This window comes from Mycolicibacterium smegmatis, assembly GCF_001457595.1.
Lineage (GTDB): Bacteria > Actinomycetota > Actinomycetes > Mycobacteriales > Mycobacteriaceae > Mycobacterium > Mycobacterium smegmatis.
In genome coordinates this window covers 2,477,280-2,502,291 of record NZ_LN831039.1, presented here as the reverse complement: position 1 = coordinate 2,502,291, position 25,012 = coordinate 2,477,280, and the positions used below count along the sequence as shown (strand labels likewise).

Below are 25,012 nucleotides of genomic sequence, written 5' to 3'. Positions count from 1 at the left end.
AACCCCGGCGCACCAGGTGCGCCGGGGTCCGCGTGATGAGGTGATCAGCCCTTGCGAGCCTTGACGGCCTCGGTGAGCTGCGGGCTGACCTTGAACAGGTCGCCCACGATGCCGAGGTCGGCGATCTCGAAGATCGGGGCCTCTTCGTCCTTGTTCACCGCGACGATCGTCTTCGAGGTCTGCATACCGGCGCGGTGCTGGATCGCGCCGGAGATGCCCAGCGCGATGTACAGCTGCGGGGAGACGGTCTTGCCGGTCTGGCCGACCTGGAACTGGCCCGGGTAGTAGCCCGAGTCGACCGCGGCGCGCGAGGCGCCGACGGCGCCGCCGAGCGAGTCGGCGAGTTCCTCGACGATCTTGAAGTTCTCGGCGCTGCCGACACCGCGGCCACCGGCGACCACGACCGAGGCCTCGGTGAGCTCCGGACGGTCACCGGCGACGGCGGGCTCGCGCTTGGTGATCCGGGTGGCGTTCTCGGCCTGCGCCGGGACCTCCACGTTGACGACCTCGCCCGCACCGTCGGCCGGGACGGCCTCGACCGAGCCCGGACGGACCGTGATGACCGGGGTCTCGCTGGTGACCTGCGCATCGACGGTGAAGGCACCACCGAAGATGCTGTGCACACCCACGCCGCCTTCCTTGACCTCGATGACGTCGACCAGCAGGCCGGAGCCGATACGCGCGGCCAACCGGCCCGCGATCTCCTTGCCGTCGGCGTTGGCGGCGATGATCACACCGGCCGGGGCGGCCGACTCGGCGAGTGCGGCCAGCACGTCGACGTACGGGGTGAGCAGGTAGTTCTCCACGTCGTCGGACTCGGCGACGTAGATCTTGGCGGCACCGGCGGCCTTGAGGCCGTCGGTGAGACCTGCGGCCGTGCCGGGCTTGCCCACCACGACGGCGGAGGGCTCACCCAGTGCACGGGCGGCGGTCAAAAGTTCGGCGCTGACTTTCTTCAGCGCACCATCGGCGTGCTCGACGAGCACAAGTACTTCAGCCATGGGTTCTCGCTATGTCTTTCGCGTCTTGGGGAATCGATCGGGATGCGGATTGCGCTGCCGGGTGGCTCTAGATGAGCTTCTGGGCAACCAGGTACTCGGCGATCTTGGTTCCGCCGTCGCCTTCGTCGGTGACCTTCTCGCCTGCCGTCTTCGGCGGCTTGGGGGTCGACGCGAGCACCTTGGAGCCCGCGTTGGCGACGCCGACCTCGTCAGGCTCGACACCGATCTCGGCGAGCGAGAGCACGGTGACTTCCTTCTTCTTCGCGGCCATGATGCCCTTGAAGGAGGGGAATCGCGGTTCGTTGATCTTCTCGTTGACGCTGACCACGGCAGGCAGCGACGCCTCGAGGGTGAACACGCCCTCGTCGGTCTCCCGCTCGGCGGTGACCTTGCCGTTCTCCACGTTCAGCTTGCGCACGTGGGTGAGCTGGGGCAGGCCCAGGTACTCGGCGATGACCGCGGGAACCGCGCCGCCGACGCCGTCGGTGGCCTCGTTGCCTGCGATGACCAGCTCGGTGCCCTCGATGGTGCCGAGCGCACGGGCCAGCGTCCACGCCGTCTGGATGAGGTCGGAACCGTGCAGGCCGTCGTCCTTGACGTGCACAGCCTTGTCCGCACCCATGGACAGGGCCTTGCGGATCGCCTCGGTGGCGCGCTCCGGGCCTGCGGTCAGCACGGTGACAGTGCTGTCGCCGCCCTCACGCTCCTTGATGAGCAGTGCCTCTTCGACGGCACGCTCGTTGATCTCGTCCAGCACGGCGTCCGCAGCCTCACGGTCGAGGGTGAAATCGCCGTCAGAGAGCTTGCGCTCGGACCATGTGTCTGGGACCTGTTTGATCAGGACCACGATGTTCGTCATGACTCTGGTTCGTCCTCCTCGATGAGGCCGGGGACCGGCCTGCCATATCACGTTCTGAGCAACCTACACCATGTTACCCGCCGGTAACTTGAGGCGGTTCGCACGAACACCATAGCCGGTCGAAGTTCACTGGCGACCTCCCCTACCACACCGCCGCCTGCGGTAACTGTCGGCGAACGATCCACCATCGCCCCGGCTGGGTTAGCCTGCCTTCCAATGAGCGCAATCGTGGGCGATCCGGATAACGCCCTTCCTTCGGCTTTACCCCTCACCGGCGAGCGGACCATCCCGGGCCTGGCGGAGGAGAACTACTGGTTCCGCCGCCACGAGGTCGTCTACCAGCGACTGGCCCACCGCTGCGCCGGGCGCGACGTCCTGGAGGCCGGCTGCGGCGAGGGTTACGGCGCCGACCTGATCGCCGACGTGGCCCGCCGTGTCATCGGCCTGGACTACGACGAGGCGACGGTGGCCCATGTGCGGGCCCGGTACCCGCGCGTCGACATCCGTCACGGCAACCTCGCGGAGTTGCCGCTGCCGGACGCCTCGGTCGACGTCGTGGTCAACTTCCAGGTGATCGAACACCTGTGGGATCAGGCGCAATTCGTCTCGGAATGCTTCCGCGTGCTGCGTCCCGGCGGGGTGTTCCTGGTGTCGACGCCCAACCGGATCACGTTCTCCCCCGGTCGCGACACCCCGCTCAACCCGTTCCACACGCGCGAACTCAACGCCGCCGAACTCACCGAGCTGCTCGAAACGGCAGGCTTCGAGGTCGAGGACACCCTCGGCGTGTTCCACGGCGCCGGACTGGCCGAACTCGACGCGCGCCACGGCGGATCGATCATCGAGGCGCAGGTGCAGCGCGCGGTGGCCGACGCCCCGTGGGACGAGCAACTGCTCGCCGATGTCGCGGCCGTGCGTACCGACGACTTCGACCTCACCCCGGCCGCCGAGCGCGACATTGATGACAGCCTGGACCTCGTGGCGATAGCAGTGCGGCCATGACGGACGCGAGCGCAGAACCGGTACCGGGACTTTTCACCCTCGTCCTGCACACCCACCTGCCCTGGCTGGCCCACCACGGCCGCTGGCCCGTCGGCGAGGAATGGCTGTACCAGTCCTGGGCCGCGGCGTATCTGCCACTGGTGCGGGTGCTGCGCACGCTGGCCGCCGAGGGCCGTTCCCATCTGATCAGCCTCGGCATGACGCCGGTGGTCACCGCGCAACTCGACGATCCCTACTGCCTGACCGGCATGCACCACTGGCTGGCCAACTGGCAGCTGCGCGCGCTGGAGGCCACCACGCTGCGCGACCGTAAAGGTCTGCGCGAGTTCGGATCCCACGAACTGTCGCTGGCCGCGGAGGCCATGGAGGATTTCACCACGCACTGGCGCCACGGCGCGAGCCCGCTGCTGCGCGAACTGATCGATGCCGAGACCATCGAACTGCTCGGCGGCCCGTTGTCGCACCCGTTCCAGCCGCTGCTCAATCCCCGCCTGCGCGAGTTCGCGTTGCGCGAGGGCCTGGCCGACGCGCAGCACCGGTTCGCCCACACCCCCACCGGGATCTGGGCGCCGGAGTGTGCCTATGCCCCCGGCATGGAAACCGGTTACGGCGCAGCGGGTGTCGGGCACTTCATGGTCGACGGCCCGTCACTGCACGGCGACACCGCGCTCGGGCGCCCGGTCGGTGAGTCCGACGTCATCGCGTTCGGCCGCGATCTGCAGGTGTCCTACCGCGTGTGGTCGCCCAAGTCGGGATATCCCGGCCACGGCGCGTACCGCGACTTCCACACCTACGACCACACCACGGGCCTCAAACCCGCCCGTGTGACAGGGCGCAACGTGCCGTCGGAGCAGAAGGCGCCCTACGAACCCGAGCGCGCCGACCGTGCCGTCGACGTCCATGTCGCCGACTTCGTCGAGGTCGTGCGCAGGCGTCTGCTCGACGAGAGCCAACGCATCGGCCGCCCGGCGCACGTGGTCGCGGCGTTCGACACCGAACTGTTCGGCCACTGGTGGCACGAGGGCCCGGTGTGGCTCGAACGCGTGCTGCGGGCACTGCCGCGGGCCGGTGTGCGCGTCGGCACGCTCGCGGATGCCGCCGCGGACGGATTCGTCGGCACACCCGTCGAATTGCCGCCCAGCTCATGGGGTTCCGGCAAGGACTGGCAGGTGTGGTCGGGGCAGAAGGTGGCCGATCTGGTGCAGCTCAACAGCGAGGTCGTCGACAACGCGCTGGCCACCGTCGACAAGGCCCTGACCCAGCACGCCACGGTGGGCTCACCCGTCACGCGCGACCGCGTCGCCGATCAGATCCTGCGCGAGACCTTGCTGACGGTCTCCAGCGACTGGCCGTTCATGGTGAGCAAGGATTCGGCCGCCGAGTACGCGCGCTACCGGGCCCACCTGCACGCACACGCCACGCGGGAGATCTCCGACGCGCTGGCCGCCGGGCGCCGCGAACAGGCCGAGCGTCTGGCCGACGGCTGGAACAAGGCCGACGGCCTCTTCGGGGCACTCGACGCGAGGCGGCTCCCGCGATGACCCCCACCCCCACTGCTGCTGCTGCTCCCCTCCTCCTCAACTGCGCGAGCGTGCGTGGCTGCCCCGCGACACGCCGTCGATCAGCAGCATTCTGCGCACGCTCGCCCCGTCACGAAAGCGCTCAGCCGTGAAAATCCTGATGGTGTCGTGGGAATACCCGCCCGTGGTGGTCGGCGGGCTCGGCCGCCATGTGCACCACCTGGCCACGGCGCTCGCCGCCGCGGGCCACGAGATCGTGGTGCTCAGCCGTCAGCCGTCGGGCACCGATCCCAGTACGCACCCGTCGACCGACGAGGTGCGTGAAGGCGTGCGCGTCGTCGCGGCCGCCCAAGATCCCCACGAGTTCGAGTTCGGCACCGACATGATGGCGTGGACACTGGCGATGGGCCACGCCATGATCCGCACCGGTTTGAAGGTGCGGGATTCCGCGGGCAATCCGTGGGTGCCCGATCTGGTGCACGCGCACGACTGGCTGGTGGCCCATCCCGCCATCGCGCTCGCCGAATTCTTCGATGTGCCACTGGTTTCCACGATCCACGCCACCGAGGCCGGCAGGCACTCGGGCTGGGTGTCGGGGCCGATCAGCCGCCAGGTGCACGCGATCGAATCCTGGCTGGTGCGCGAATCGGACTCGCTGATCACGTGTTCGACCTCGATGAGCGACGAGATCACCGAACTGTTCGGCCCGGGACTGTCGGAGATCCGGGTGATCCGCAACGGGATCGACGCACAGTTGTGGCCGTTCGCGCGCAGGTGTCCCCGCACGGGTCCGCCCCGGTTGCTCTACGTCGGCCGGCTGGAGTACGAGAAGGGCATCCAGGACGCGATCGCGGCGCTGCCGCGCATCCGCCGTGCGCATCCCGGTACGACGCTGACCATCGCCGGCGACGGCACGCAACAGGACTGGCTCGTCGAGCAGGCACGAAAGCACAAGGTGCTCAAGGCAACCCGTTTCGTCGGCCGTCTCGATCACGACGGACTCGTGGAGGCACTCCAGGCCGCGGACGCCGCGGTGCTGCCCAGCCACTACGAACCGTTCGGCATCGTGGCACTGGAAGCCGCCGCGACCGGCACGCCGCTGGTGACGTCCACCGCGGGCGGTCTCGGCGAGGCCGTGATCGACGGCGAGACCGGAATGTCGTTCGCGCCGCGCGATGTGGCGGGCCTGGCGGCCGCGGTCCGCGCCGTCCTCGACGACCCCGACGCCGCGCAGCGCCGCGCGGTCGCCGCACGCGAACGCCTCACCTCCGATTTCGACTGGCACACCGTGGCCGACGAGACCGCGCAGGTGTATCTCGCGGCCAAGCGTCGCGAACGTGAACCGCTGCCCCGGCGCCCGATCGTCGAACACGCGCTGCCCGACCGGTAAGACCGGACGTTTGTAGCCCGCCGCCTGCGGGTATCTCGCGAGCATGCCAAGCCCGGAAGGGGCGTATGTGAGCGAGATACCGACCTCGCCGGCGGTGTCCGCCGGCGCTTTCGTGCTTTGCCGGGCGGCCCGATGAGCCGCGCGATCCCGGGACCGACCGACCACGTCGTGGTGGTGGGCGCCGGTCTGTCGGGCCTGTCCGCGGCGCTTCACCTCGCCGGACGCGGCCGCCGCGTCACCGTCGTCGAGCGCGAACCCTGGCCGGGCGGGCGGGCAGGCCGCATCGATACCGGCGGTTACCGGATCGACACCGGGCCAACCGTGCTGACGATGCCGGACATCCTCGACGACGTGTTTGCCGCGGTCGGCGAGTCGGTGGGCGACCGCCTGCAGTTGCTCCCGGTCGACCCGGCATACCGCGCACAGTTCGCCGACGGCAGTGCGCTGGAGGTCCACAGCGACGCCGACCGCATGGCCGCGGCGATCGCGGATCTCGCGGGGCCGAGCGAGGCCGCGGGCTACCGGAGGCTGCGCGATTGGCTGACCCGGCTGTACCGCATCGAGATCGACGGCTTCATCGGCGCCAACTTCGACTCACCGCTTTCGCTGCTGACGCCCCAGCTCGCGCAACTCGCGGCGATCGGCGGGTTCGGCAAGTGGGACCACATGGTCAGACGCCACCTACGCGACCCCCGGCTGCAGCGCGTCTTCACGTTCCAGTCGCTCTACGCCGGTGTCTCCCCGCAACGCGCCCTGGCGGCCTACGCGGTGATCGCCTACATGGACACCATCTCCGGGGTCTTCTTCCCGAAGGGTGGCGTGCGCGCGGTTCCCGACGCGCTGGCCGCCGCGGGCGCCGACGCCGGGGTGCGATTCCACTACGGCGCCACCGTCAACTGCCTCGAACGCTCGGCAGACCGCGTCACCGCGGTGCACACCGACACCGGCGAACGCATCCCGTGCGACGCGGTGGTGCTGACCACCGAACTACCCCGCACCTACGAACTGCTGGGCCGCACGCCCCGGCGCCCTCGGCCCTGGCGCGCCTCACCGTCGGCTGTCGTCGTCCATGTCGGCTGCCGCCGGATCGACCGGCCCGTCGCACACCACAACATCCTGTTCGGCGACGCGTGGCACGACACCTTCACCGACATCATCGACGACGGCCGCCTGATGCGCGATCCGTCGCTGCTGGTCACCCGCCCCACCGCGGGCGATCCCGCGCTCGCCCCGGCGGGCCGCGATCTGCTCTACCTGCTCGCGCCCACGCCCAACCTGTCGTCCACCGCGATCGACTGGGAAACCGAAGGCCCCGCGTACGCCCAGAGGGTCGTCGACACCGTGGCCGAGCGGATGCTGCCGGAGTTGCGCGACGACGCCCACGTGCTGCAGGTCGTCACGCCCGCCGACTGGGCGCGCCAGGGCATGGTGGCGGGCACACCCTTCGCGTTGGCGCACACGTTCAGCCAGACCGGACCGTTCCGCCCGGGCAACACGGTGCGCGGCGTCGCCAACGCCGTGCTGGCCGGATCCTCGACGGTTCCCGGCGTCGGCGTGCCGACCGCACTGCTGTCCGGCCGCCTGGCCGCCGACCGGGTCACCGGCACCGTGCGGCGCACCCGCACCCACCACGACCTCAACTCCGTCACCGCAGCCACCGCCGACCGGAAAGCACGAATGCCATGATCCGCAACGAATTCGCCGCAGCAGGCATCGACGACCCGATGTTGCGTGAGGCGTACCGCCGCTGCCGCGAGATCAACGCCGCGCACGGGCGCACGTTCTTCCTCGCCACCCGCCTGCTGGCACCGGACCAACGCCCCGCGGTGCACGCGCTGTACGGGTTCGCGCGCTACGCCGACGACATTCTCGACGAGTTCGATCCGACCCTGGACACCGCGGCACGGGCCCGGCAGTTGCAGTTGCTCGCCGACCAGTTCTTCGCCCGCGCAGAGCATCCCGGTGATCCGGTGCTGACCGCGGTCGGCCACACCGTGGCGCGCTATGGCATCGCCGCCGAACTGTTCGAGGATTTCCTGCGGTCGATGCGCATGGATCTGTCCGTGACGGACTACGCCGACCGCGCCGCGCTCGAGGAGTACATGCGGGGCTCGGCCGAGGCCATCGGGCTGCAATTGCTGCCGATCCTCGGCACCGTCACCGCACCCGAGGAAGCCGCGCCGCACGCCGCGGCGCTCGGCCGGGCATTCCAGCTCACCAACTTCCTGCGCGACGTAGACGAGGACCTGCTGCGCGACCGCGTGTACCTGCCCGCCGACGAACTCGCGGTCCACGGTGTCGACCGCGACCTGTTGATGTGGTGCCACCACAACCAGCACACCGATTCACGCGTCCGCAAGGCACTTCAGGCCCAGCACGAGATCGCCCGCCGGACCTACAGATACGCAGCCGAGGGCATCGCGATGCTGGCACCCCGGTCCCGCCCATGCGTGGCCACCGCCATGCAGCTGTACTCCGAGATCCTCGACTGCATCGAGGAAAGCGACTTCGCGATCTTCCGTCGCCGCGCCACCGTGGGCACCCGCCGCCGCATCCAGGTGGCCGGCGCGGGCCTGATCCACGCGTGGCGTGCCCGCTCACACGCTGCCGCCGTACCGGGAGCCGCATGAGCGAGAACTGGCAGTACCTCCTGGTTCTCGCGGCGTGCGTGGCGATCACGGCTCCGTTGGAGTGCCTCGGTGACGGCGTGTACCGGCAACCGCGACGCGTGTTACAGGCCGTGTTACCGGTCGCCGCGGTGTTCCTGCTGTGGGACGAGATCGCGGTGGCGTTCGACGTGTGGGGTTACAACCCGGACTACATCACCGGGCTGACCATCCCGTTCGACGTGCCGATCGAGGAGGTGCTGTTCTTCCTCGTGATCCCGTTGTGCGCGCTGCTGACCTACAACGCGGTGAGCACCATCCTGGAACGGGTGAGGCGCAGATGACCGGTCTGGGATACACCCTGCCCGCGGTCCTGGCCGTGATCGCGGTGTGCGGGCTCGAATTGCTCTTGCGCACAGGGTTGTTCCGGCGACCGGCCTACTGGTTGTCGATGCTGATCGTGCTGGGCTTCCAGATTCCGGTGGACGGCTGGCTGACCAAACTCTCCGCACCGATCGTCATCTACGACGAGCAGCACACCAGCGGTGTGCGCGTGTTCTTCGATACGCCCATCGAGGATTTCCTGTTCGGCTTCGCGATGATCACCGCCGTGCTGCTGCTGTGGGAACGGCGGCGCGTGCCCACCGAACGCGGGCACGTGCCCGAGCGCGAGGAGGTGTCGCGATGACCGACCGACTGCAGCGCACTCACACGGCACCCCGCGGGCTCCCCCACGCCGGCAAACTGCCGAGGCGTCCGCGGGTCGTGGTCGTCGGTGCGGGTATCGCCGGGCTCGCCGCGGCCACCGGCATGGCCGAGCGCGGCGTCGAGGTGACCGTCATCGAACGCGAAAACTATCTGGGCGGACGCGTCGGCGGCTGGTCCGAGCAGCACGACGGCGCCGAGTACGCGATGAACCGCGGTTTCCACGCGTTCTTCCGGCAGTACTACAACCTGCGCGCGCTGTTGGCGCGCGTCGACCCGCAGTTGCGCATGCTGACCCCGGTCGAGGACTACCCCCTCATCGACGGCGAAGGCCGCCGTGAGAGTTTCCGCCGGCTACCGCACACCCCGCCGTGGAACGCGCTGTGGTTCGCGTTGCGCAGCCCCACGTTCCGGCTGCGTGACCTCATGCGGCTCGACGCCAAGGCGGCCGCACCGCTCGCCGCGGTCTCGGTGCCGGGAATCTACGACCGCCTCGACCACATCGATGCCGAGACGTTCCTCAAGGACATCAACTTCCCCCCGGCCGCACGGCATCTGGCGTTCGAGGTGTTCTCGCGCAGCTTCTTCGCCGACCCGTCGAACCTGTCGGCGGCCGAGCTGGCCACGATGTTCCACATCTACTTCCTCGGATCCAGCGAGGGACTCGTGTTCGATGTGCCCACTTCCAACTACGACACCGCGCTGTGGGAACCGCTGCGACGGTATCTGCACGAGCACGGCGTGCGTTTCCACCTCGGGGCATCCGTCACCCGCATCGACCCCGTCACGACATCGCCCGACGCGTTCGCGGTGCACACCGATTCCGGTGAACGCCTCGACGCGGACGCCGTGGTGCTCGCGGCGGACATCGCCGGACTGCAGCGGATCGTCGCGTCCTCGCCCGGTCTCGGCGACGACCGCTGGCGGGCGCGGGTCCAGGGTCTGCGCACCGCACCACCGTTCGCCGTGCACAGGTTGTGGCTCGACCGTCCCGTCACGGCGGACCGTCCGGCGTTCATGGGAACGGCAGGGCACAAACCGCTGGACAACATCAGCGTGCTCGAGCGCTACGAGCGCCAGAGCGCCCAATGGGCAAGGGACAACGGTGGATCCGTGGTGGAGTTGCATGCCTACGCCCTGGACACCGCCGAGAGCGGCCCCGGAGCGCTCGCGCAGCTGCACCGGCTCTACCCCGAGACAGCAACGGCCGAACCGGTTTTCGAACGTGTCCTGGTGCGCGACGACTGCCCGCTGTTCGCACCGGGCTCCCATGCCGACCGTCCTGGCGTCGTCACGGGCGTACCGGGGCTCGTTCTCGCTGGCGACGGCATCCGCCTCGATCTGCCCGCGGCGCTGATGGAACGCGCGGCCACCACCGGCTGGGCCGCGGCCAACGTGCTGCTCAACCGGTGGGGTGTGGCCGGCCACGCGCTGAGGTCCGTCCCGACCGCAGGCCGGTTCGCGCCGCTGAGATGGCTGGCCACGCGCGAAGAGCGGAGGGCGAGTTGAAGATCGGTGATCGGTGGCCCAAGGACTGGCCGTTGCAACTCATTTCATCACCGCGCTGGTCCGAGCAACGGCCCACCTACGGCGAGGCCAAACCCGCGATCATCGAGGCGGCCCTGCGCCGCTCGCAACGTCGCCCGACGGGCAACTGGTACGTGCTCGGCGCCAACCGCGAGATCCGCGCCGACCGCCCCTTCGGCACGACGATCGGCGGGATCGAGGTCGTCGCGTGGCGCGACCGGCAAGGCCACCTGCGGGTGGGGCCGCGCAGCTGTCCGCACCTGGGTGCCGATCTGGCCACCGGGGTGGTCGACGACGGTTCGCTGATCTGCCGGTGGCACGGCCTGCCGCTCACCGGGAAAACCTGCGAATTCGGTTGGGCACCGTTGCCGAGCCACGACGACGGCGTGCTGGCGTGGGTGCGCCTCGACGAACTCGGCGGAGAGGACCCCCTGACTGTCCCGGTGGTGCCGACCCGTCCGGCGGGCGAGACGTTGCATGCCCTCACCCGTCTGGTGGGTGTGTGCGAACCGAGTGACATCATCGCCAACCGACTCGACCCGTGGCACGGCAACTGGTTCCACCCGTACTCGTTCACCCGCCTGGAGGTGCTGAGCACCCCGACCGAGGAGGACGACCGGTTCCTGCTGTCGGTGACGTTCCGCCTCGGTCGGCTGGGTGTGCCGGTGGTCGCCGAGTTCACGTGTCCGAGTGCCCGCACCATCGTGATGCGGATCGTCGACGGCGAAGGCGCCGGGAGCATCGTCGAGACGCACGCCACGCCGCTCGGACCCGGCACAGACGGACGCCCCCGCACCGCCGTGGTGGAAGCCGTCGTCGCGCAATCGGATCGGGCCGGTTTCCGTCACGCTCGACGCGCCGCGGCCTTGATCACGCCGCTGATGCGGCATGCCGCGAACCGCTTGTGGCGTGACGACCTGGTGTACGCGGAGCGGCGGTATCAGATTCGGCATCACCAGCGAGATCACCGCCGCACCACCGGACAGGGCCCATAATCGGTGCATGAAGAAGGCGTACACCGCGCTCGTGGCGATCACGGTCGGTGCACACTTCGGTTACCTGTTGTATCTGCCGAGCGGCGGATTCCTCGCGCTGCGCTGGCCCCGCACCCTGGCGTTCCATGTGCCGACGGTGATCTGGGGCGCTTTCGTCGTCGCGCTACGGCTGCGCTGCCCGCTCACACACCTGGAGCAGTGGGCACGCGTGCGGGCCGGGCTCAAGCCGCTGCCCGCGGACGATTTCATCGACCACTACGCCGACGGTGTGCTCTACCCGGCCAACCGCACCGGTGCCGCACAGGCCGCCGCGTTCACCGCGGCCGCGCTCTCCTGGGTGCTGCTGTTCGCCAGGCGCCGTCGCATCACGAGTGCACTCACATCCGCATCTCGGATGAAAACACCTGCTGCTCGATGAGATCGGCGCCGCGCACCACACCGCCGGTGGCGGCGAACCCCGCGGCGACACGTCGCGCGCCATCGCTCATCGCCATGGCCTGACGCACCTTCCGGCGCAGACGCGCGGCGCTGAGATGCTTGGCGGGCAGGCGTGTTCCGCACCGCGCCATCTGTACCCGACGGGCCACCTCGGCCTGGTCCCGCGCGAACGGCACCACGCACACCGGGATACCCCGGTCCAGCGCCTTGAGCGTGGTCCCCATTCCGCCGTGGGTGACCACGCACACCGTGCGGTCCAGCACCACACCGTGCGGGATGTACTCACCGATGGTCGCGTTGGCCGGCCGCGGCAGACCGTCCGGGACACCGGCGGGGAACGTCGCGACGACGTGGACCGGTTCGTCGGCGAAGGCCGCAAGCGCGGTGTGCGCCAGGATCGTATCGGCCTGCGCGATCGAAGATGTGTTGACCAGCACGACGGGCCGGTCGATCTCGGCGAGCCAGGGCGGTTCGGCGACCGGTCCCGGTTCGAACACGCATGCGCCGAGCTGGTGTACCGAATCCCCCCAATCGGGATGCGGGTATTCGAACGGACGTCCGCCCACCCCGAGTGTCAGCGGCGCGCGGCGCATCATGGCGTCCACCGAATCCACTTCTGGCACACCGGCTTCAGCGCGCAGCGGATTCATGCGCCGCAACACCGGGTCGTCGAACATGCGTCCGGTGACGCGGCGCATGAGCGCGTCACGTGCCCGTCCGGGCAGGCCCGGCCACGGTCGCAGTCCCGGCCCGAACGGCGGTACCCCACGTGATCGCAGGTACGGCGTGAACGGTGAGAACACCACCCATGGCAGCCCTTCGGCCTCGGCCGCGGCCATGGCACCCCAGCAGTTCGCGTCGACGATCACCAGGTCGGGCCGTGACCGGGCGATCGCGTCGCGGATGTCGTCGACCTCCGAAGCGGCCCTGCTGCACAACACGTCGAGGGACATCGCGAGCACTTCCAGTGCGTCGGACGTGGATCGGTCGTCGCCGCGGATCGCCTCGATCTCGGGTGCCACGGCATCTGCCCGGAAGCCGGCGGCGCGCATGGCCTCCACCTCGCGGGCCATGGTGCGCAGGTGGATCTCGTGTCCGCGGCAGGCCAGTTCGGTCAGCAGGGCCGCGAGCGGATAGACGTGACCCAGGGCGGGCGAGGTGTACGCGAGGATCGTCGCCACGGCCGTTACCGGTCGACCAGCCGGATGGCGTGCATGGCCGCGAGATCCGGTGCGCCGCTGCCGTGCAGGCAGATGCGGAGTTCGTCGATGAACCCCTGCAGCCAGTCGGCCACGGCCGCAGCCGAATCGATCGCGGCCGCCAGCAGCGGTCGCGCGATGGCGACCACGTCGGCGCCCAGCGCAATTGCCTTTGCCGCGTCCATACCGGTGCGGATGCCGCCCGAGGCGACCAGCGGGATACGCGGAAGCGCCTGTCGCACTTCGATGATGGCACGTGCGGTCGGGACGCCCCAGTCCGCGAGATCCGGGTACCGCACCGTGCCGTAGCGGACGAACTGCTCGACGCGTGACCACGAGGTGCCGCCCGCACCTGCGACGTCGATGGCCGCGACCGGCACATCGTCGCGGCCGCCGGTGAGCTCGGCGACGGCCGCGGCGCCGATGCCGTGGCCCACCTCCTTGAGCAGCAGCGGGCAGCCGATGGATGGACCGATTTCGAGGAGCCGTTCACGTGATCCCGCGAAATCGGTGTCTCCGTTGGCCTGGATCGCCTCCTGCAGGGGGTTCGTGTGCACCGCAAGTGCGTCGGCACCCACACGCCGCAGTGCGTCGGTGATCAACGGCGCGTTGTCGTGGGTCAGCTGCGACAGCCCGATGTTGCCCACCAGCAACACATCCGGGGCGACGTCACGCACTGCGAAGCTCTCGGAGCGGTGCGCGGCCTGCTCACCGCTGCGCAGCATGATCCGTTGCGAACCGAGCATCATCCCGACGCCGAGTTTCTGGGCGGCCGCGGCGAGATTGCGGTTGATGGTTCCGGACAGCTCGGCACCACCGGTCATGGCGCCGATCAGCACCGGGGCACGAAGCGGCTTGCCGAGAAAATTCGTGGTCAGATCGATCTCGGTCAGGTTGGTCTGGGTGAGCGCGTGGTACGGCAGCCGGTAGCGCTCGAGCCCGGTCGACACGCTCTGGTGGTCGACGGCCTCGTTGAGGCACACGTCGATGTGGCGCCGCTTGCGTGCCACCGCGTCCCGGTCACCCGTCACGCGCACACTCGCGATGCGGTCATGGATTCCCTCTCGTGAAGCAGCGGGTGTGTCCGGGCCGGACGAAACCCCTATACCCGTCTCGCGGCGAAATCACCGCATTCTCGAGATTCTGCGTCCGCGGACGCGACACGGTCGCAAAAATCGAGGGGTGGCCTCGCAACGCCTGAAACGCAGAAGACTCCGCACCGGGTGTGCGGCGCTGGCGACCGGCGCCGCGTTGGCGCTCGCGACTGCGGCACCGACGCCGGCCGAACCCGAGCAGGCCTGGCCCGCGCTGGCCGCGTTCGAACCCCATCCGTCGAACTGGGCGCCCGACTACACGGTGTTCCCGTACAACCTGTGGCAGATCCGGGTCACGCCTCAGCAGATCGACGCTCAGCGTGAGGCCTGTCAGTGGTTCAACGCGCAGTACGGCACGTTGTTCGACCAGATCGTGCGGTTCCAGCGCTTCCTCGACGACAACGGCGACCACTGGTCACATCCCGGCGTGCAGGCCGCCGGCGATGCCGTCCGCGCCAACGTCGACCGGTCCGCGGCCTTCCTCGACCCGCGCGCCCAGACCCTCTACGTCACGAACTACCCGGACCAGAGCCAGTATTCGCCGCTGTTCCACGGCGACTCGTTCCATCACCTGTGGTATCAGCTCACGCAGATCAGCGTGAAGATGAAGCAGCGCATGCCGTCCGGGGTCATCAACGCCAACATCGCGACCGCGAACGTCTACGGCAACGTGATCCGCGAATCCGGGGTGTGCAACGGCGCCTGAGCGCCCGGGAACTACTTGTTGCTCGCGGCCTTCTTGCGCTCGATGTCGGCGAGTGCAGCGGCGAGTTCGGCGCGCTCGGCCGCCGACGTCTCCCACGCCAGCTTGCGGTTCTTGACCACCTTGGCGGGTGCGCCGACCGCGATCGAGTGGTCCGGGATGTCCCCCTTGACCACGGCGTGGGCGCCGAGCACGCAACCGCGGCCGATCAGGGTGTTGCGCAGAATGGTGACCTTGGCGGCGATCCAGGTGTCGGGCCCGATACGCACCGGGCCCTTGATGATGCCCTGATCCTTGATGGGGACGTTGATGTCGTCCATCTTGTGGTCGAAGTCGCAGACGTAGCACCAGTCGGCCATGAGCACCGAGTCACCGAGCTCGATGTCGAGGTAGGTGTTGATGACGTTGTCGCGGCCCAGCACCACCTTGTCGCCGATGCGCAGCGAGCCCTCGTGGCAGCGGATGGTGTTCTTGTCACCGATGTGCACCCAGCGGCCGATCTCCATCTGCGCGAGTTCGGGCGTGCACTGGATCTCCACGTCCTTGCCCAGGAACACCATGCCGCGGGTGATGATGTGCGGGTTGGCCAGCTTGAACTTGAGCAGCCGCCAGTACCGCACCAGGTACCAGGGCGTGAACGCCCGGTTGGCGATGACCCACTTCAGCGACGCCATGGTCAGGAAGTCGGCTTGACGCGGATCGCGCAGACGCGAGCCCCGCCACCGCTTGTGAATCGGTGCGCCCCACATCGTCGTCATGGCCGGAAAGCCTACGCGAGGCTTTCCGGGCGCTCGGGTTACCCTCACGTGGTCCACAACTCAACGATCTGTCCGGTCTCTCGACGAAAGGACACCGTGTTCCGGCGATACCTGGCGCTCATGGTGGCTGCGCTGCTCACGGGCCTTCTCGCCGGTTGTGAGAACACCGATTCCTGGGTCCAGGCCAGCCCTGCCTCCGGTTGGGCCGCGCAATACGCCGACGCCGCCAACAGCAGCTACAAAAGTGCTCCCGGAGCCCAGTCGCTGCGCGCGGAGTGGAGCCGGTCGGCCAAAGGTGAGGTAGGCGCCCAGGTCGCCCTGGGTTCGGCCGGTTATCTCGCGGTCAACGCCCAGAGCGCGGGCGGGTGTTCGCTGATGGTGTGGGAGGCCGACAACAACGGCCGCCAGCGCTGGTGCACGCGTCTGGTGCAGGGCGGCGGATGGTCAGGCCCGCTGTTCGATGGCTTCGACAACGTCTATGTGGGCCAGCCCGGCGCGATGCTGTCCTTTCCTCCCACGCAGTGGATCCGCTGGCGTAAGCCCGTGATCGGGATGCCGACCACCCCGCGACTGCTGGCCGACGGGCAACTCCTCGTGGTCACGCACCTCGGCCAGGTGCTGGTGTTCGACTCCCACCGCGGCACGGTCGAGGGCACACCTCTCGATCTGGTGTCGGGCGTGGACCCGACCGATTCCGAGCGCGGTCTGGCCGACTGCCCGCTGGCCCGGTCACGGTGCCCCGTCGCGGCGGCGCCCGCGTTCTCCGGCCAGACCAACATCGTGGTGCTGAGCCTGTGGCAGCCCGGTGCCGAGGCCCCGGTGCTGGTCGGCCTGAACTACCGGCCCGGGCAGAAGCCGCTGCTGACGCAGGCGTGGACCAGTGACGCCGCGGGCCGCGGCCCGCTGGCCAGCCCGGTGCTGTCCGCGGACGGCCAGACCGTCTACGTCAGCGGGCGCGACGAGCAACTGTGGGCGCTGAACTCCGCGGACGGGACCGTCAAATGGTCCGTGCCGCTCGACTATCTCGCCCAGACGCCGCCGTCGGTGGCGCCGGACGGTCTGATCGTGGCGGGCGGCGGTCCCGACGCCAAGCTGACCGCGGTGCGCGACGAGGGTGACCGCGGCGAGATCGTGTGGACGCGTGACGACGTCGCTCCCCTGACCACGTCGAGTCGTTCCGGAAACGTCGGCTACGCCGTGGCGCGGCAGGGCGGCCACGGGCAGGCCCTGCTGGTCTTCGACACCGGTGACGGCCGCACGCTGCAGACCCATCCGCTTCCCGAGGCCACCGGCTGGCCGGTCGGGGTATCGATCGGCCACGACGGCCGCGTGGTCACCGCGACGAGTGACGGGCAAGTGTATGGCTTCTCACCGGCATGATGCCGGAAGTTTTACAGGGAATTGACGAAATCTCCACAGAAAGTGGTGGGCTTCGTGTGAGGATTTGGCGCGGCAACCGTGCAAGATCAATGAATTTCTGGGGGAAGGCAATAACCAGTGTCGGAGTTTCTCGACCTCATCAACAGCTACGTATGGAGTAGCTGGCTCGTCTATCTGTGTCTGGCTGCGGGCGTGTACTTCTCGATCCGCACCAGGCTCCTGCAGATCCGGCAGGTACCGGAGATGATCCGGCTGATGGTCAAAGGCGAGAAGTCGCCTTCCGGGGTCTCGTCGTTCCAGGCGCTGACGATGTCGCTGGCGGGCCGCGTCGGTACCGGCAACATCGCCGGGGTCGCGACCGCGATCGCGTTCGGCGGCCCGGGCGCCATGTTCTGGATGTGGGCCGTGGCATTCCTCGGCGCGTCCACGTCGTTCGTGGAATGCACGCTGGGCCAGATCTACAAGGCCCGTGACCAGCTGACCGGTGAATACCGTGGCGGTCCGGCCTACTATCTGAGCCGCGCTCTCGAGCACACACGCGCGGCCGGTGTCTTCAAGGTGTACGGACTGCTGTTCGCGGCCGTCACGGTGCTCGCGTGTGGTCTGCTGCTGCCCAGCGTGCAGTCGAACTCGATGGCCGCCGCGATGAACTCAGCGTGGGGCTTCTCCACCTGGTGGGTGGGCGTCGGCATCGTGATCGTGCTGGCCTTCGTGATCATCGGCGGCGTCAAGCGCATCGCGGCGTTCGCCTCGATCGTCGTGCCGTTCATGGCCGTCGTCTACATCGTCCTCGCGCTGATCATCGTCGTGGTGAACGTCAGCGCGGTGCCCGAGGTGTTGCGACTGATCTTCGCGAGCGCGTTCGGCCTGGACTCGGCGTTCGGCGCGATCATCGGTTCGGCCGTGATGTGGGGCGTCAAGCGCGGCATCTACTCCAACGAGGCCGGCCAGGGCACGGGCCCGCACGCCGCCGCCGCGGCCGAGGTCACCCACCCCGCCAAGCAGGGTCTGGTGCAGGCGTTCGCGGTGTACATCGACACGCTGTTCGTCTGCTCGGCCACGGGCTTCCTGATCCTCACGACGGGCGCCTACCGCGTCTACGAAGGTGAGAGCGAGACGGGTGCGGTGCTGGCCGAGGGCGGCATGCTGCCGTCGGATATCACGGTGGGGCCCGCCTTCGCACAGGCCGGTTTCGACACGTTGTGGAGCGGCGCCGGTGCGTCGTTCGTCGCGGTGTCGCTCGCGTTCTTCGCGTTCACCACGATCGTCGCGTACTACTACATGGCCGAGACGAACCTGCGCTTCCTGCTGGGCAAGAGCGCGACCATCCCGGTTCCGATCGTCCGGGGCACCGTCGGTTCCAATGCCACGATGCTGCTGCAGGCGCTGATCCTGGTGTCGGTGGTCACCGGCGCGATCTCCACCGCAACCGACGCCTGGACTCTCGGCGACATCGGTGTGGGATTGATGGCCTGGCTCAACATCATCGGCATCATCATCCTGCAGCGGCCCGCACTCGCGGCGCTCAAGGACTACGAGAAACAGCAGAAGGCGGGCATCGACCCGGTCTTCAACCCGCTGCGCCTCGACATCGTCGGTGCGACGTTCTGGGAGACCTACGACCCCAAGGGCAGGCACGAACGGACCACGACGTCCGCGTGATCCGCTGATCGGCGGTGGCGTCCTTCTCAGCTCACGCCAGGAGCGACGCCACCGCCGACCGCGGCACCGAGGCCTGAAGCGCACCCGCCGAATCGGCCACCAGCGCGCCGCGGTCGAAGAAGAAGATCACCGAATCGTCGGTGATCGCGAAGTTCTGGTAGTGCGTGGGGTCCATGCCCGCGGACTGCGAGATCGACTGGACGATTCCCGCCTGGGTCTCCAGTTCGCGCGCCACGATCGGGAAAATCACGTCGAGCGGCCGGGAACCGGGCTTGAACAACGTGTCGAACGTGATGGGCGCCCGCTTCACCACGTCGTAATTGAAGGACTTGTACCAGGTCTCGGGTTGCGCGCCGCCGACGTCCTGGAACACCTCGAGCACCAGGCTCTGGGTGCGCGCAGGCAGGCCGGGGGCGACCGCCGAGGAGTACGAGGACCCCCGGGCGTCCAGCACATACGGCTGATCACGTGAGCCGGGCATGTCGGATACGTTGACGAACCCGTCGCGGGTCTGGCTCAGGTAGCCGACCACGGCTTCCTGGTCCGGGTAGGTGGTCGAGAACGTGTAATCCAGCCGGTAGGTCGCGTTGGCCGTGTGTACCTGACAGATCTGGTCCGCGTCGACCGTGCCGCCGAGCTCGGCACAGGTCGACTGCGCGGCTGCCGACGGTGCGGCAACGCCACCGATCAGCACGCCGGCCGCCAACACCCCCACCACAGTGGAAATTCGCATCGTCAGTCGTCCTCCCGGGCGATCAACCAAACGCCGACCGCGCCGGCATTTCGATTCAAGCGTACTGGCGGGTCATCGCGAGGGACGGCAAATGTACGCCGTCGCCCGGCTCGCCGATCCCGACCCCAGCCGCGTGATGACCACCGTGAGTTGCTCGGATCCGCGCAGCCGTAACCGCGTTCGCAGTACGTCGGGATCCACATTGACCCCGCGGACCAGTATCTCTACCGCACCGGCGGACCGTGCCGCAAGTGCCGCCCGCAAACGCCGTTCGTGGTAGCCGAGCTCCTCGAGCACCTCGAATCCGCGGACCCCGTCGGGCAACCGGTCACCGGAGAGGTACGCGATGTCGGGGTCGAGTTGCCACAGCCCGTGCCTGGCCGCGTAGTGGCGCACCAGGCCTGCGCGTACGACGGCCCCGTCGGGGTCGACGATCCACCGACCGGCGGGTGCGACGGCGCAGTCGTCGGGTTCGGTGTCGGTGATCTGCTCGCCGCGGTCCAGCACGGTGGCCCGCCTTCTCACCCCGGCACCGGCGAGCGCCGGTGACCACAGGCACGCCTCTCGCACTCCCCCGCCCACCGAGGTCACCTCGATCTCACCGGTGAACCCCATGCGTTCGATCTCGGCGAAATCGATTCCGGGAGCGCATTTCACGACCATGTCGCGATCCCGGTACACGTCGAACACCGCGTCGAGGGCCGGGGTGTAGGCACGCGGGTCGAACCGCCGCCTGCCGCCCGCACGCCGCGCGGGGTCCAGGATCACGACGGCGTCGCGCGTGATGGGCCGCAGCGCGTCGGCACGGCACACCTCGACGTCGGGCACGTTGCCCGCGGCCATCGCCACCCGCACCGGATCCAGGTCACTGCCCACCACATGGTCAGCCGTATCACGAAGCGCGACAAGCTCACCGCCGATCGAGCAGGTGGCATCGTGAACCGTCGCACCCGCGAGTCGCGCGGCCCGGTGTGCCGCGACCGGCGCCGCGGTGGCCTGCTGCAACGCTTCGTCGGTGAACAGCCAGTCCGACGGGTCGGCGAACTTGGCCGCGGCGCGGCGGCGCAACTGCACGGTCTCGGCCAGCACGGCCGCCCGGTCACCGAAAGCCGCTCGCAGCGCGGCGATGTCGTTGACCAGACGGGCGCCCGACAGGGCCAGTTTCCCGGCCTCGTCGAGCGCCTGCCTGCCTGCCGCCGAGCGCAGATACGCGACGTCGTCGACCGTGAAGGTCACCCCAGGGCTCAGGAGGGTTTGACCCCCGTGACCATGACGTTGTAGAACCAGCCCTTCGGCACGACCTTGCGCCAGACGTTGGCGTCCACCCAGCTCAGCGTGGTCCAGCTGTTGAACGCGAACTTGGCCCAGCCCCAGCCCAGACGGCCCGGCGGCACCGCGGCCTCGAACGTGCGGACCGGCCAGCCCAGCATGGCGGCGGTGAATTCCTCGCTGGCGGTGCGCACCTCGACCGCACCGGCGTTGGTGGCCATGCGCTCCAGGTCCGCCGGATCGAACGTGTGCAGGTCGACGACGGCCTCGAGGGCGGCCGCGCGTGAGGACTCGTCGAGCTCTTCCTGGGGCCGCCGCCAGCCGCTCAGGAACGGCAGCTTGGTCAGGTTCGTGGTCGCGTGCCACGTCAGGGTCGACAGCTCGCGGGCGTACCGGTTGCCCACCGTGGTGGGTTCGCCGGCGAACACGAACCGTCCGCCCGGCTTGAGGATGCGTACGACCTCGCGCAGCGACAGTTCGACGTCGGGGATGTGGTGCAGCACGGCATGCCCGACGACCAGGTCGAACGTGTCGTCCTCGTACGGGATTCCTTCGGCGTCGGCGACGCGGCCGTCGATGTCGAGGCCCAGCGACTGGCCGTTGCGGGTGGCCACCTTGACCATGCCGGGCGACAGGTCGGTGACCGAACCGCGACGCGCCACGCCGGACTGGATGAGGTTGAGCAGGAAGAACCCGGTGCCGCAGCCCAGCTCGAGGGCCCGGTCGTACGGCAGTTTGCGCTGCTCGTCCTCGGGCACGATGGCGTCGAACCGGCCGCGCGCGTAGTCGATGCAGCGCTGGTCGTACGAGATCGACCACTTCTCGTCGTAGGTCTCGGCCTCCCAGTCGTGGTAGAGGACCTGAGCCAGCTTGCTGTCGTGCATCGCGGCTTCGACCTCTTCGGCCGTGGCGTGCGGGTTCGGAGCCGGGTCGGCGGCGTCCCTGATTTCCGTCATGCAGGGCAGCCTAATGGCCGCCCCGGTGTCCCGGTCAGGGCCGGTCCACCATCCGATCGGTCGGGCGGGGGCCCCGCCAGTTGACCGGCCCGTTGAGGGAGGCTTTCGCGGCGGCCAGCACGTCGACCGGATGGTCGGAGAACCGGCGGGCCCACGCGAGCGCGGCCTCGTAGACGTGGTCGGGTGCCACCATCTCGTCGACCAGGCCGATCTCGAGCGCTTCCTCGGCGCCGACGAACCGGCCGCTGAACACGAGCTCCTTGGCCTTGCTGGTCCCGATGGCGTCCGCCAGGCGTACCCCGCCGCCGCCGCGCGGTGCCAGCCCCGCCAGGATCTCGGTGGCGCCGAACTTGGCGTTGTCGCCGCTCACCCGCCAGTCCGCGGCCAGCGCCAGGTTCATCCCGCTGCCGAGCGCGTACCCGGTGACGGCCGCGACCGTGGGTTTGGGGATGGCGGCCACGGCCTCGATGCAGCGCTGCAGCGCGTGGTCAGCCGCCGCGGTCTCCTCGGCGTCGAGGGTGCGCAGTTCGGGGATGTCGTCGCCCGCGCAGAAGATCTCGTGGCCGCCGTAGACGATCACCGACGACACGTCGGCGCGCTGGGCGAGCTCGTTCGCGGCGATGGAGATCTCGCGGTACATCTGGCGGGTCAGCGCGTTCGTCGGGGGCCGCGACAACAGCAGCGTGGCCACGCCCGTCTGCTCGGGCGCGGAACCGAGGACGATCTTGATGAACTCGTTCATTGCCCGGGCGACCGATGCTTGCGTGCAGCGTTGTAGCGCCCGCTGTCGAAGTATTCGATCTCCCAGTTGTTGCCCTCGGTCGACAGGCTGGGCTCGATCGTCACGATCTTGCGTTCGACCGCCAGTACCTCGGCCACCGTGCGGCCGTCGAGAGAGTCCAGTTGCGTCCAGGTCGGCGGCAGCAGGAAGGTGTTCCCCGCCTCGAAGTCGTCGAGCCCGGCTTTCGGTGTGCACCAGAACGCCCGGTCGGTCTCGGTGTTCTCGCCGTCGGCGCGCTGGCCCTCCGGGAGGGCCGCGACGAAGAAATACGTGTCGTAGCGCCGTGTGCGCTCCTCTTTGGGCGTCACCCAGTTGGCCCACGGCCGCAGCAGGTCGGCCCGCAGCACCAGCTTCTCGTCGCGCAGGAAGTCGGCGAACGACAGCGAGTGGTTGGCCAGGGCCGCGCGCGCGTCGCCGTACACCGACGCGTCGGCGATGATGCCGGGGTCACCGGACCCGTTCTGGGGGCCGGCGAACAGCACGCCGGACTCCTCGAACGTCTCACGCGCCGCGGCGCACACGAGCGCCTCGGCCAGTCCTTCGTCGACGCCGAGGCGCTGGGCCCACCATGACGGCTCGGGTCCGTACCACGCGATGTCGGCGTTGCGGTCACGGTCGTCGACGCCACCGCCCGGGAACACCATCACGCCGGCGACGAAGTCCATCGCGGCGTGCCTGCGCATCAGGAACACCTCGAGATCCGTGCGTCCGCAGCGTTGCACGTCGCGGATCAGCATCACCGTCGCGGCGGGCCGCGGGATGAGCGGGTCGTCAGTCATTTCGCCTCCTGTGCGCTGCCCGGCTCCTCACCCGGCGCGCGAAGTACCGTCCGTCGATCACCTCGAGGGCGATGGCCTGGCCGAATGCCTTGGACAGGTTCTCGGACGTCAGCACGTCGGTGAGCAGGCCGGAGGCCACCACCTTGCCCTCGGACAGGATCAAGCCGTGGCTGAACCCGACCGGGATCTCCTCGACATGGTGCGTCACGAGCACCATGGCCGGTGCATCGGGGTCGGCGGCGAGGTCGGTGAGACGGGCCACGAGGTCCTCGCGGCCGCCGAGGTCGAGCCCGGCCGCGGGCTCGTCGAGCAGCAGGAGTTCCGGGTCGGTCATGAGCGACCGGGCGATCAGGACGCGTTTGCGTTCGCCCTCCGACAGGGTGCCGTACCGGCGTTCGGCGAGGTGCTCGGCGCCGACGCTTTCGAGCATGTTCACGGCCTGCTCGTAGTCGACGTCGTCGTACTGCTCGCGCCACCGCCCGAGCACCGCGTACCCGGCCGACACGACGAGGTCGCGGACGATCTCGTCGTCGGGAATCCGTTGCGACAGAGCCGAGCTGCTCAGGCCGACGCGCGAACGCAGTTCGGCCATGTCGGTGCGGCCCAGCCGCTCCCCCAGTACGTAGGCGGTTCCCGACGACGGGTGTTCGGTCGCCGCGGCGATGCGCAACAGCGAGGTCTTGCCTGCGCCGTTGGGACCGATGACGACCCAGCGCTCGTCGAGTTCGACAGCCCAGGTGATGGGCCCGACGAGGGTGTTGCCCCCGCGCCTCAGGGTGACCCTGGCGAAGTCGATCAGCAGGTCTGGGTTGTCGGCTGCGTCTTCTCCGGTTGTGGGCACCCGCTCATCGTAGTGATGTCCTCGCCGCTCGCCCGGTTACGCCCGGGCGCGCCGAAATCGTGGAACAGGATGCGGCGCGGGGTGAGTCTGAGGAACAACTGCACCAGCGGGCCGATCCCGAAGGCGTACAGGACCGTTCCCACACCGACGGTCCCGCCCATGAGCCATCCGACGGCCAGCACGGTGGCCTCGATGCACGTGCGGACGAGTCGCACCGACAGCCCGGTACGCGCCACGAGGCCGGTCATCAGGCCGTCGCGCGGCCCGGGACCGAGACCGGCGCCGATGTAGAGCACGGTGCTGATCGCGTTGAGCACCACCGCGCCCACCATCATCGCGATACGTACCGGCATCGCCGTCGGTGCGGGCAGCATCGCGAGCACCGCGTCGACGGTCACCGCGATCACGATGACGTTGGCGACGGTGCCGATGCCGGGCCGGTTGCGCAGCGGGATCCAGGCCAGCAGCACCACGACGCCCACCACGGCCGACGCCATACCGATGGTCATCGGGGTGTGGCGGGTGAGTCCCTGGTGGAAGACGTCCCACGGGTCAAGGCCGAGGCCGGCGCGGACCATCATGGCCATCGACGTGCCGTAGCCGACGAGTCCGACGGAAAGCAGCGCACCGCGCGTCAACGCGGTCCTCACGCGTGATCGGGGAATCGCGCGCGGATGGCGTCGAGTTCGCTGTGCACGCGGCGGGCATCCGCGTCACGGGCACTCGTGCGGGGGTGCGGTTGATAAGCGCGGCGATATTTGACCGACAGTCGAGAAAGCCAATTCTTACGCATGTACCCATGATCTTGAGATCT

At 69.0% G+C, this 25,012-nt stretch carries 25 protein-coding genes; 13 read left to right on the top strand and 12 right to left on the bottom strand.

Going from position 1 to position 25,012, the window contains the following annotated elements:
* Positions 1 to 44 precede the first annotated feature (44 nt).
* Positions 45 to 1,001, bottom strand: a complete 957-nt coding sequence (locus AT701_RS11885) for an electron transfer flavoprotein subunit alpha/FixB family protein (protein WP_014877364.1) — start codon at positions 999 to 1,001, stop codon at positions 45 to 47.
* Positions 1,002 to 1,068: 67 nt separating this feature from the next.
* Positions 1,069 to 1,860: an electron transfer flavoprotein subunit beta/FixA family protein gene (locus AT701_RS11880; protein WP_011728286.1), complete on the bottom strand. Its 792-nt coding sequence runs from the start codon at positions 1,858 to 1,860 to the stop codon at positions 1,069 to 1,071.
* Between the two features lie 216 nt (positions 1,861 to 2,076).
* On the opposite strand from AT701_RS11880, the gene AT701_RS11875 reads away from it, so the two are divergent.
* The 10 genes from AT701_RS11875 (at position 2,077) to AT701_RS11830 (ending at position 12,023) form a co-directional block, all read left to right on the top strand.
* On the top strand, positions 2,077 to 2,862 hold the full coding sequence (locus AT701_RS11875) for a class I SAM-dependent methyltransferase (RefSeq protein WP_003893717.1): 786 nt from the start codon (positions 2,077 to 2,079) through the stop codon (positions 2,860 to 2,862).
* A complete protein-coding gene (locus tag AT701_RS11870) occupies positions 2,859 to 4,403 on the top strand; it encodes a 1,4-alpha-glucan branching protein domain-containing protein (RefSeq protein ID WP_058125874.1) in 1,545 nt (514 codons plus the stop codon). The genes AT701_RS11875 and AT701_RS11870 overlap by 4 nt, the downstream gene beginning before the upstream one ends.
* A 127-nt stretch (positions 4,404 to 4,530) precedes the next feature.
* Entirely contained in the window at positions 4,531 to 5,772 is a 1,242-nt protein-coding gene (locus AT701_RS11865) for a glycosyltransferase family 4 protein (RefSeq protein WP_003893715.1), read from the top strand.
* A gap of 132 nt (positions 5,773 to 5,904) precedes the next feature.
* A complete protein-coding gene (gene crtI / locus AT701_RS11860) occupies positions 5,905 to 7,458 on the top strand; it encodes a phytoene desaturase family protein (protein WP_058125873.1) in 1,554 nt (517 codons plus the stop codon).
* A complete protein-coding gene (locus AT701_RS11855; RefSeq protein WP_003893713.1) occupies positions 7,455 to 8,402 on the top strand; it encodes a phytoene/squalene synthase family protein in 948 nt (315 codons plus the stop codon). Before crtI ends, AT701_RS11855 begins: the two co-directional genes overlap by 4 nt.
* Positions 8,399 to 8,722 (top strand): lycopene cyclase domain-containing protein, encoded by a 324-nt coding sequence (locus AT701_RS11850; RefSeq protein ID WP_058125872.1) that lies wholly within the window; start codon positions 8,399 to 8,401, stop codon positions 8,720 to 8,722. The genes AT701_RS11855 and AT701_RS11850 overlap by 4 nt, the downstream gene beginning before the upstream one ends.
* Positions 8,719 to 9,066 (top strand): lycopene cyclase domain-containing protein, encoded by a 348-nt coding sequence (locus AT701_RS11845; RefSeq protein ID WP_003893711.1) that lies wholly within the window; start codon positions 8,719 to 8,721, stop codon positions 9,064 to 9,066. The genes AT701_RS11850 and AT701_RS11845 overlap by 4 nt, the downstream gene beginning before the upstream one ends.
* A complete protein-coding gene (locus AT701_RS11840) occupies positions 9,063 to 10,592 on the top strand; it encodes an FAD-dependent oxidoreductase (RefSeq protein WP_058125871.1) in 1,530 nt (509 codons plus the stop codon). The genes AT701_RS11845 and AT701_RS11840 overlap by 4 nt, the downstream gene beginning before the upstream one ends.
* A complete protein-coding gene (locus tag AT701_RS11835) occupies positions 10,556 to 11,605 on the top strand; it encodes a Rieske (2Fe-2S) protein (protein ID WP_014877360.1) in 1,050 nt (349 codons plus the stop codon). The genes AT701_RS11840 and AT701_RS11835 overlap by 37 nt, the downstream gene beginning before the upstream one ends.
* Before the next feature lie 7 nt (positions 11,606 to 11,612).
* Positions 11,613 to 12,023 carry a DUF2784 domain-containing protein gene (locus AT701_RS11830; protein WP_011728279.1) on the top strand — a complete coding sequence of 137 codons (411 nt, stop codon included), beginning with the start codon at positions 11,613 to 11,615 and terminating at the stop codon, positions 12,021 to 12,023.
* On the opposite strand, the gene AT701_RS11825 is transcribed toward AT701_RS11830, so the two are convergent.
* Both AT701_RS11825 and fni read right to left on the bottom strand, forming a co-directional pair.
* Entirely contained in the window at positions 11,983 to 13,224 is a 1,242-nt protein-coding gene (locus AT701_RS11825) for a glycosyltransferase (RefSeq protein WP_058125870.1), read from the bottom strand. The genes AT701_RS11830 and AT701_RS11825 overlap by 41 nt on opposite strands.
* Positions 13,225 to 13,229: 5 nt before the next feature.
* The gene (fni, locus tag AT701_RS11820) at positions 13,230 to 14,273 is read right to left on the bottom strand and encodes a type 2 isopentenyl-diphosphate Delta-isomerase (protein ID WP_174519582.1); all 1,044 of its coding nucleotides are present in this window, start codon (positions 14,271 to 14,273) and stop codon (positions 13,230 to 13,232) included.
* Between the two features lie 151 nt (positions 14,274 to 14,424).
* On the opposite strand from fni, the gene AT701_RS11815 reads away from it, so the two are divergent.
* Positions 14,425 to 15,042: a hypothetical protein gene (locus AT701_RS11815; protein WP_157892539.1), complete on the top strand. Its 618-nt coding sequence runs from the start codon at positions 14,425 to 14,427 to the stop codon at positions 15,040 to 15,042.
* An 11-nt stretch (positions 15,043 to 15,053) separates the two neighbouring features.
* Here the strand turns inward: AT701_RS11815 and AT701_RS11810 are convergent, their stop codons facing one another.
* Positions 15,054 to 15,797, bottom strand: a complete 744-nt coding sequence (locus AT701_RS11810; RefSeq protein ID WP_003893704.1) for an acyltransferase — start codon at positions 15,795 to 15,797, stop codon at positions 15,054 to 15,056.
* A gap of 96 nt (positions 15,798 to 15,893) precedes the next feature.
* On the opposite strand from AT701_RS11810, the gene AT701_RS11805 reads away from it, so the two are divergent.
* Positions 15,894 to 17,177: a BamB-related PQQ repeat family beta-propellar protein gene (locus tag AT701_RS11805; RefSeq protein WP_011727377.1), complete on the top strand. Its 1,284-nt coding sequence runs from the start codon at positions 15,894 to 15,896 to the stop codon at positions 17,175 to 17,177.
* A gap of 117 nt (positions 17,178 to 17,294) precedes the next feature.
* On the top strand, positions 17,295 to 18,839 hold the full coding sequence (locus AT701_RS11795; protein WP_058125868.1) for an alanine/glycine:cation symporter family protein: 1,545 nt from the start codon (positions 17,295 to 17,297) through the stop codon (positions 18,837 to 18,839).
* A 31-nt stretch (positions 18,840 to 18,870) separates the two neighbouring features.
* Here the strand turns inward: AT701_RS11795 and AT701_RS11790 are convergent, their stop codons facing one another.
* The 7 genes from AT701_RS11790 to yczE all read right to left on the bottom strand — a co-directional run bounded on the left by AT701_RS11790 (position 18,871) and on the right by yczE (position 24,848).
* On the bottom strand, positions 18,871 to 19,572 hold the full coding sequence (locus AT701_RS11790) for an esterase (RefSeq protein WP_058125867.1): 702 nt from the start codon (positions 19,570 to 19,572) through the stop codon (positions 18,871 to 18,873).
* A gap of 72 nt (positions 19,573 to 19,644) precedes the next feature.
* A complete protein-coding gene (locus tag AT701_RS11785) occupies positions 19,645 to 20,808 on the bottom strand; it encodes a THUMP-like domain-containing protein (RefSeq protein WP_058125866.1) in 1,164 nt (387 codons plus the stop codon).
* A gap of 8 nt (positions 20,809 to 20,816) precedes the next feature.
* On the bottom strand, positions 20,817 to 21,797 hold the full coding sequence (locus AT701_RS11780; RefSeq protein WP_011727373.1) for a class I SAM-dependent methyltransferase: 981 nt from the start codon (positions 21,795 to 21,797) through the stop codon (positions 20,817 to 20,819).
* A gap of 34 nt (positions 21,798 to 21,831) precedes the next feature.
* Complete coding sequence (locus AT701_RS11775; protein ID WP_003893697.1) at positions 21,832 to 22,539, bottom strand: enoyl-CoA hydratase; 708 nt, start codon at positions 22,537 to 22,539, stop codon at positions 21,832 to 21,834.
* Positions 22,536 to 23,357 carry an NUDIX hydrolase gene (locus tag AT701_RS11770; RefSeq protein WP_058125865.1) on the bottom strand — a complete coding sequence of 274 codons (822 nt, stop codon included), beginning with the start codon at positions 23,355 to 23,357 and terminating at the stop codon, positions 22,536 to 22,538. Before AT701_RS11770 ends, AT701_RS11775 begins: the two co-directional genes overlap by 4 nt.
* Positions 23,350 to 24,198, bottom strand: a complete 849-nt coding sequence (locus AT701_RS11765; RefSeq protein WP_011727371.1) for an ABC transporter ATP-binding protein — start codon at positions 24,196 to 24,198, stop codon at positions 23,350 to 23,352. The genes AT701_RS11770 and AT701_RS11765 overlap by 8 nt, the downstream gene beginning before the upstream one ends.
* Entirely contained in the window at positions 24,153 to 24,848 is a 696-nt protein-coding gene (gene yczE / locus AT701_RS11760) for a membrane protein YczE (RefSeq protein ID WP_003893694.1), read from the bottom strand. The genes AT701_RS11765 and yczE overlap by 46 nt, the downstream gene beginning before the upstream one ends.
* Between the last annotated feature and the right edge of the window lie 164 nt (positions 24,849 to 25,012).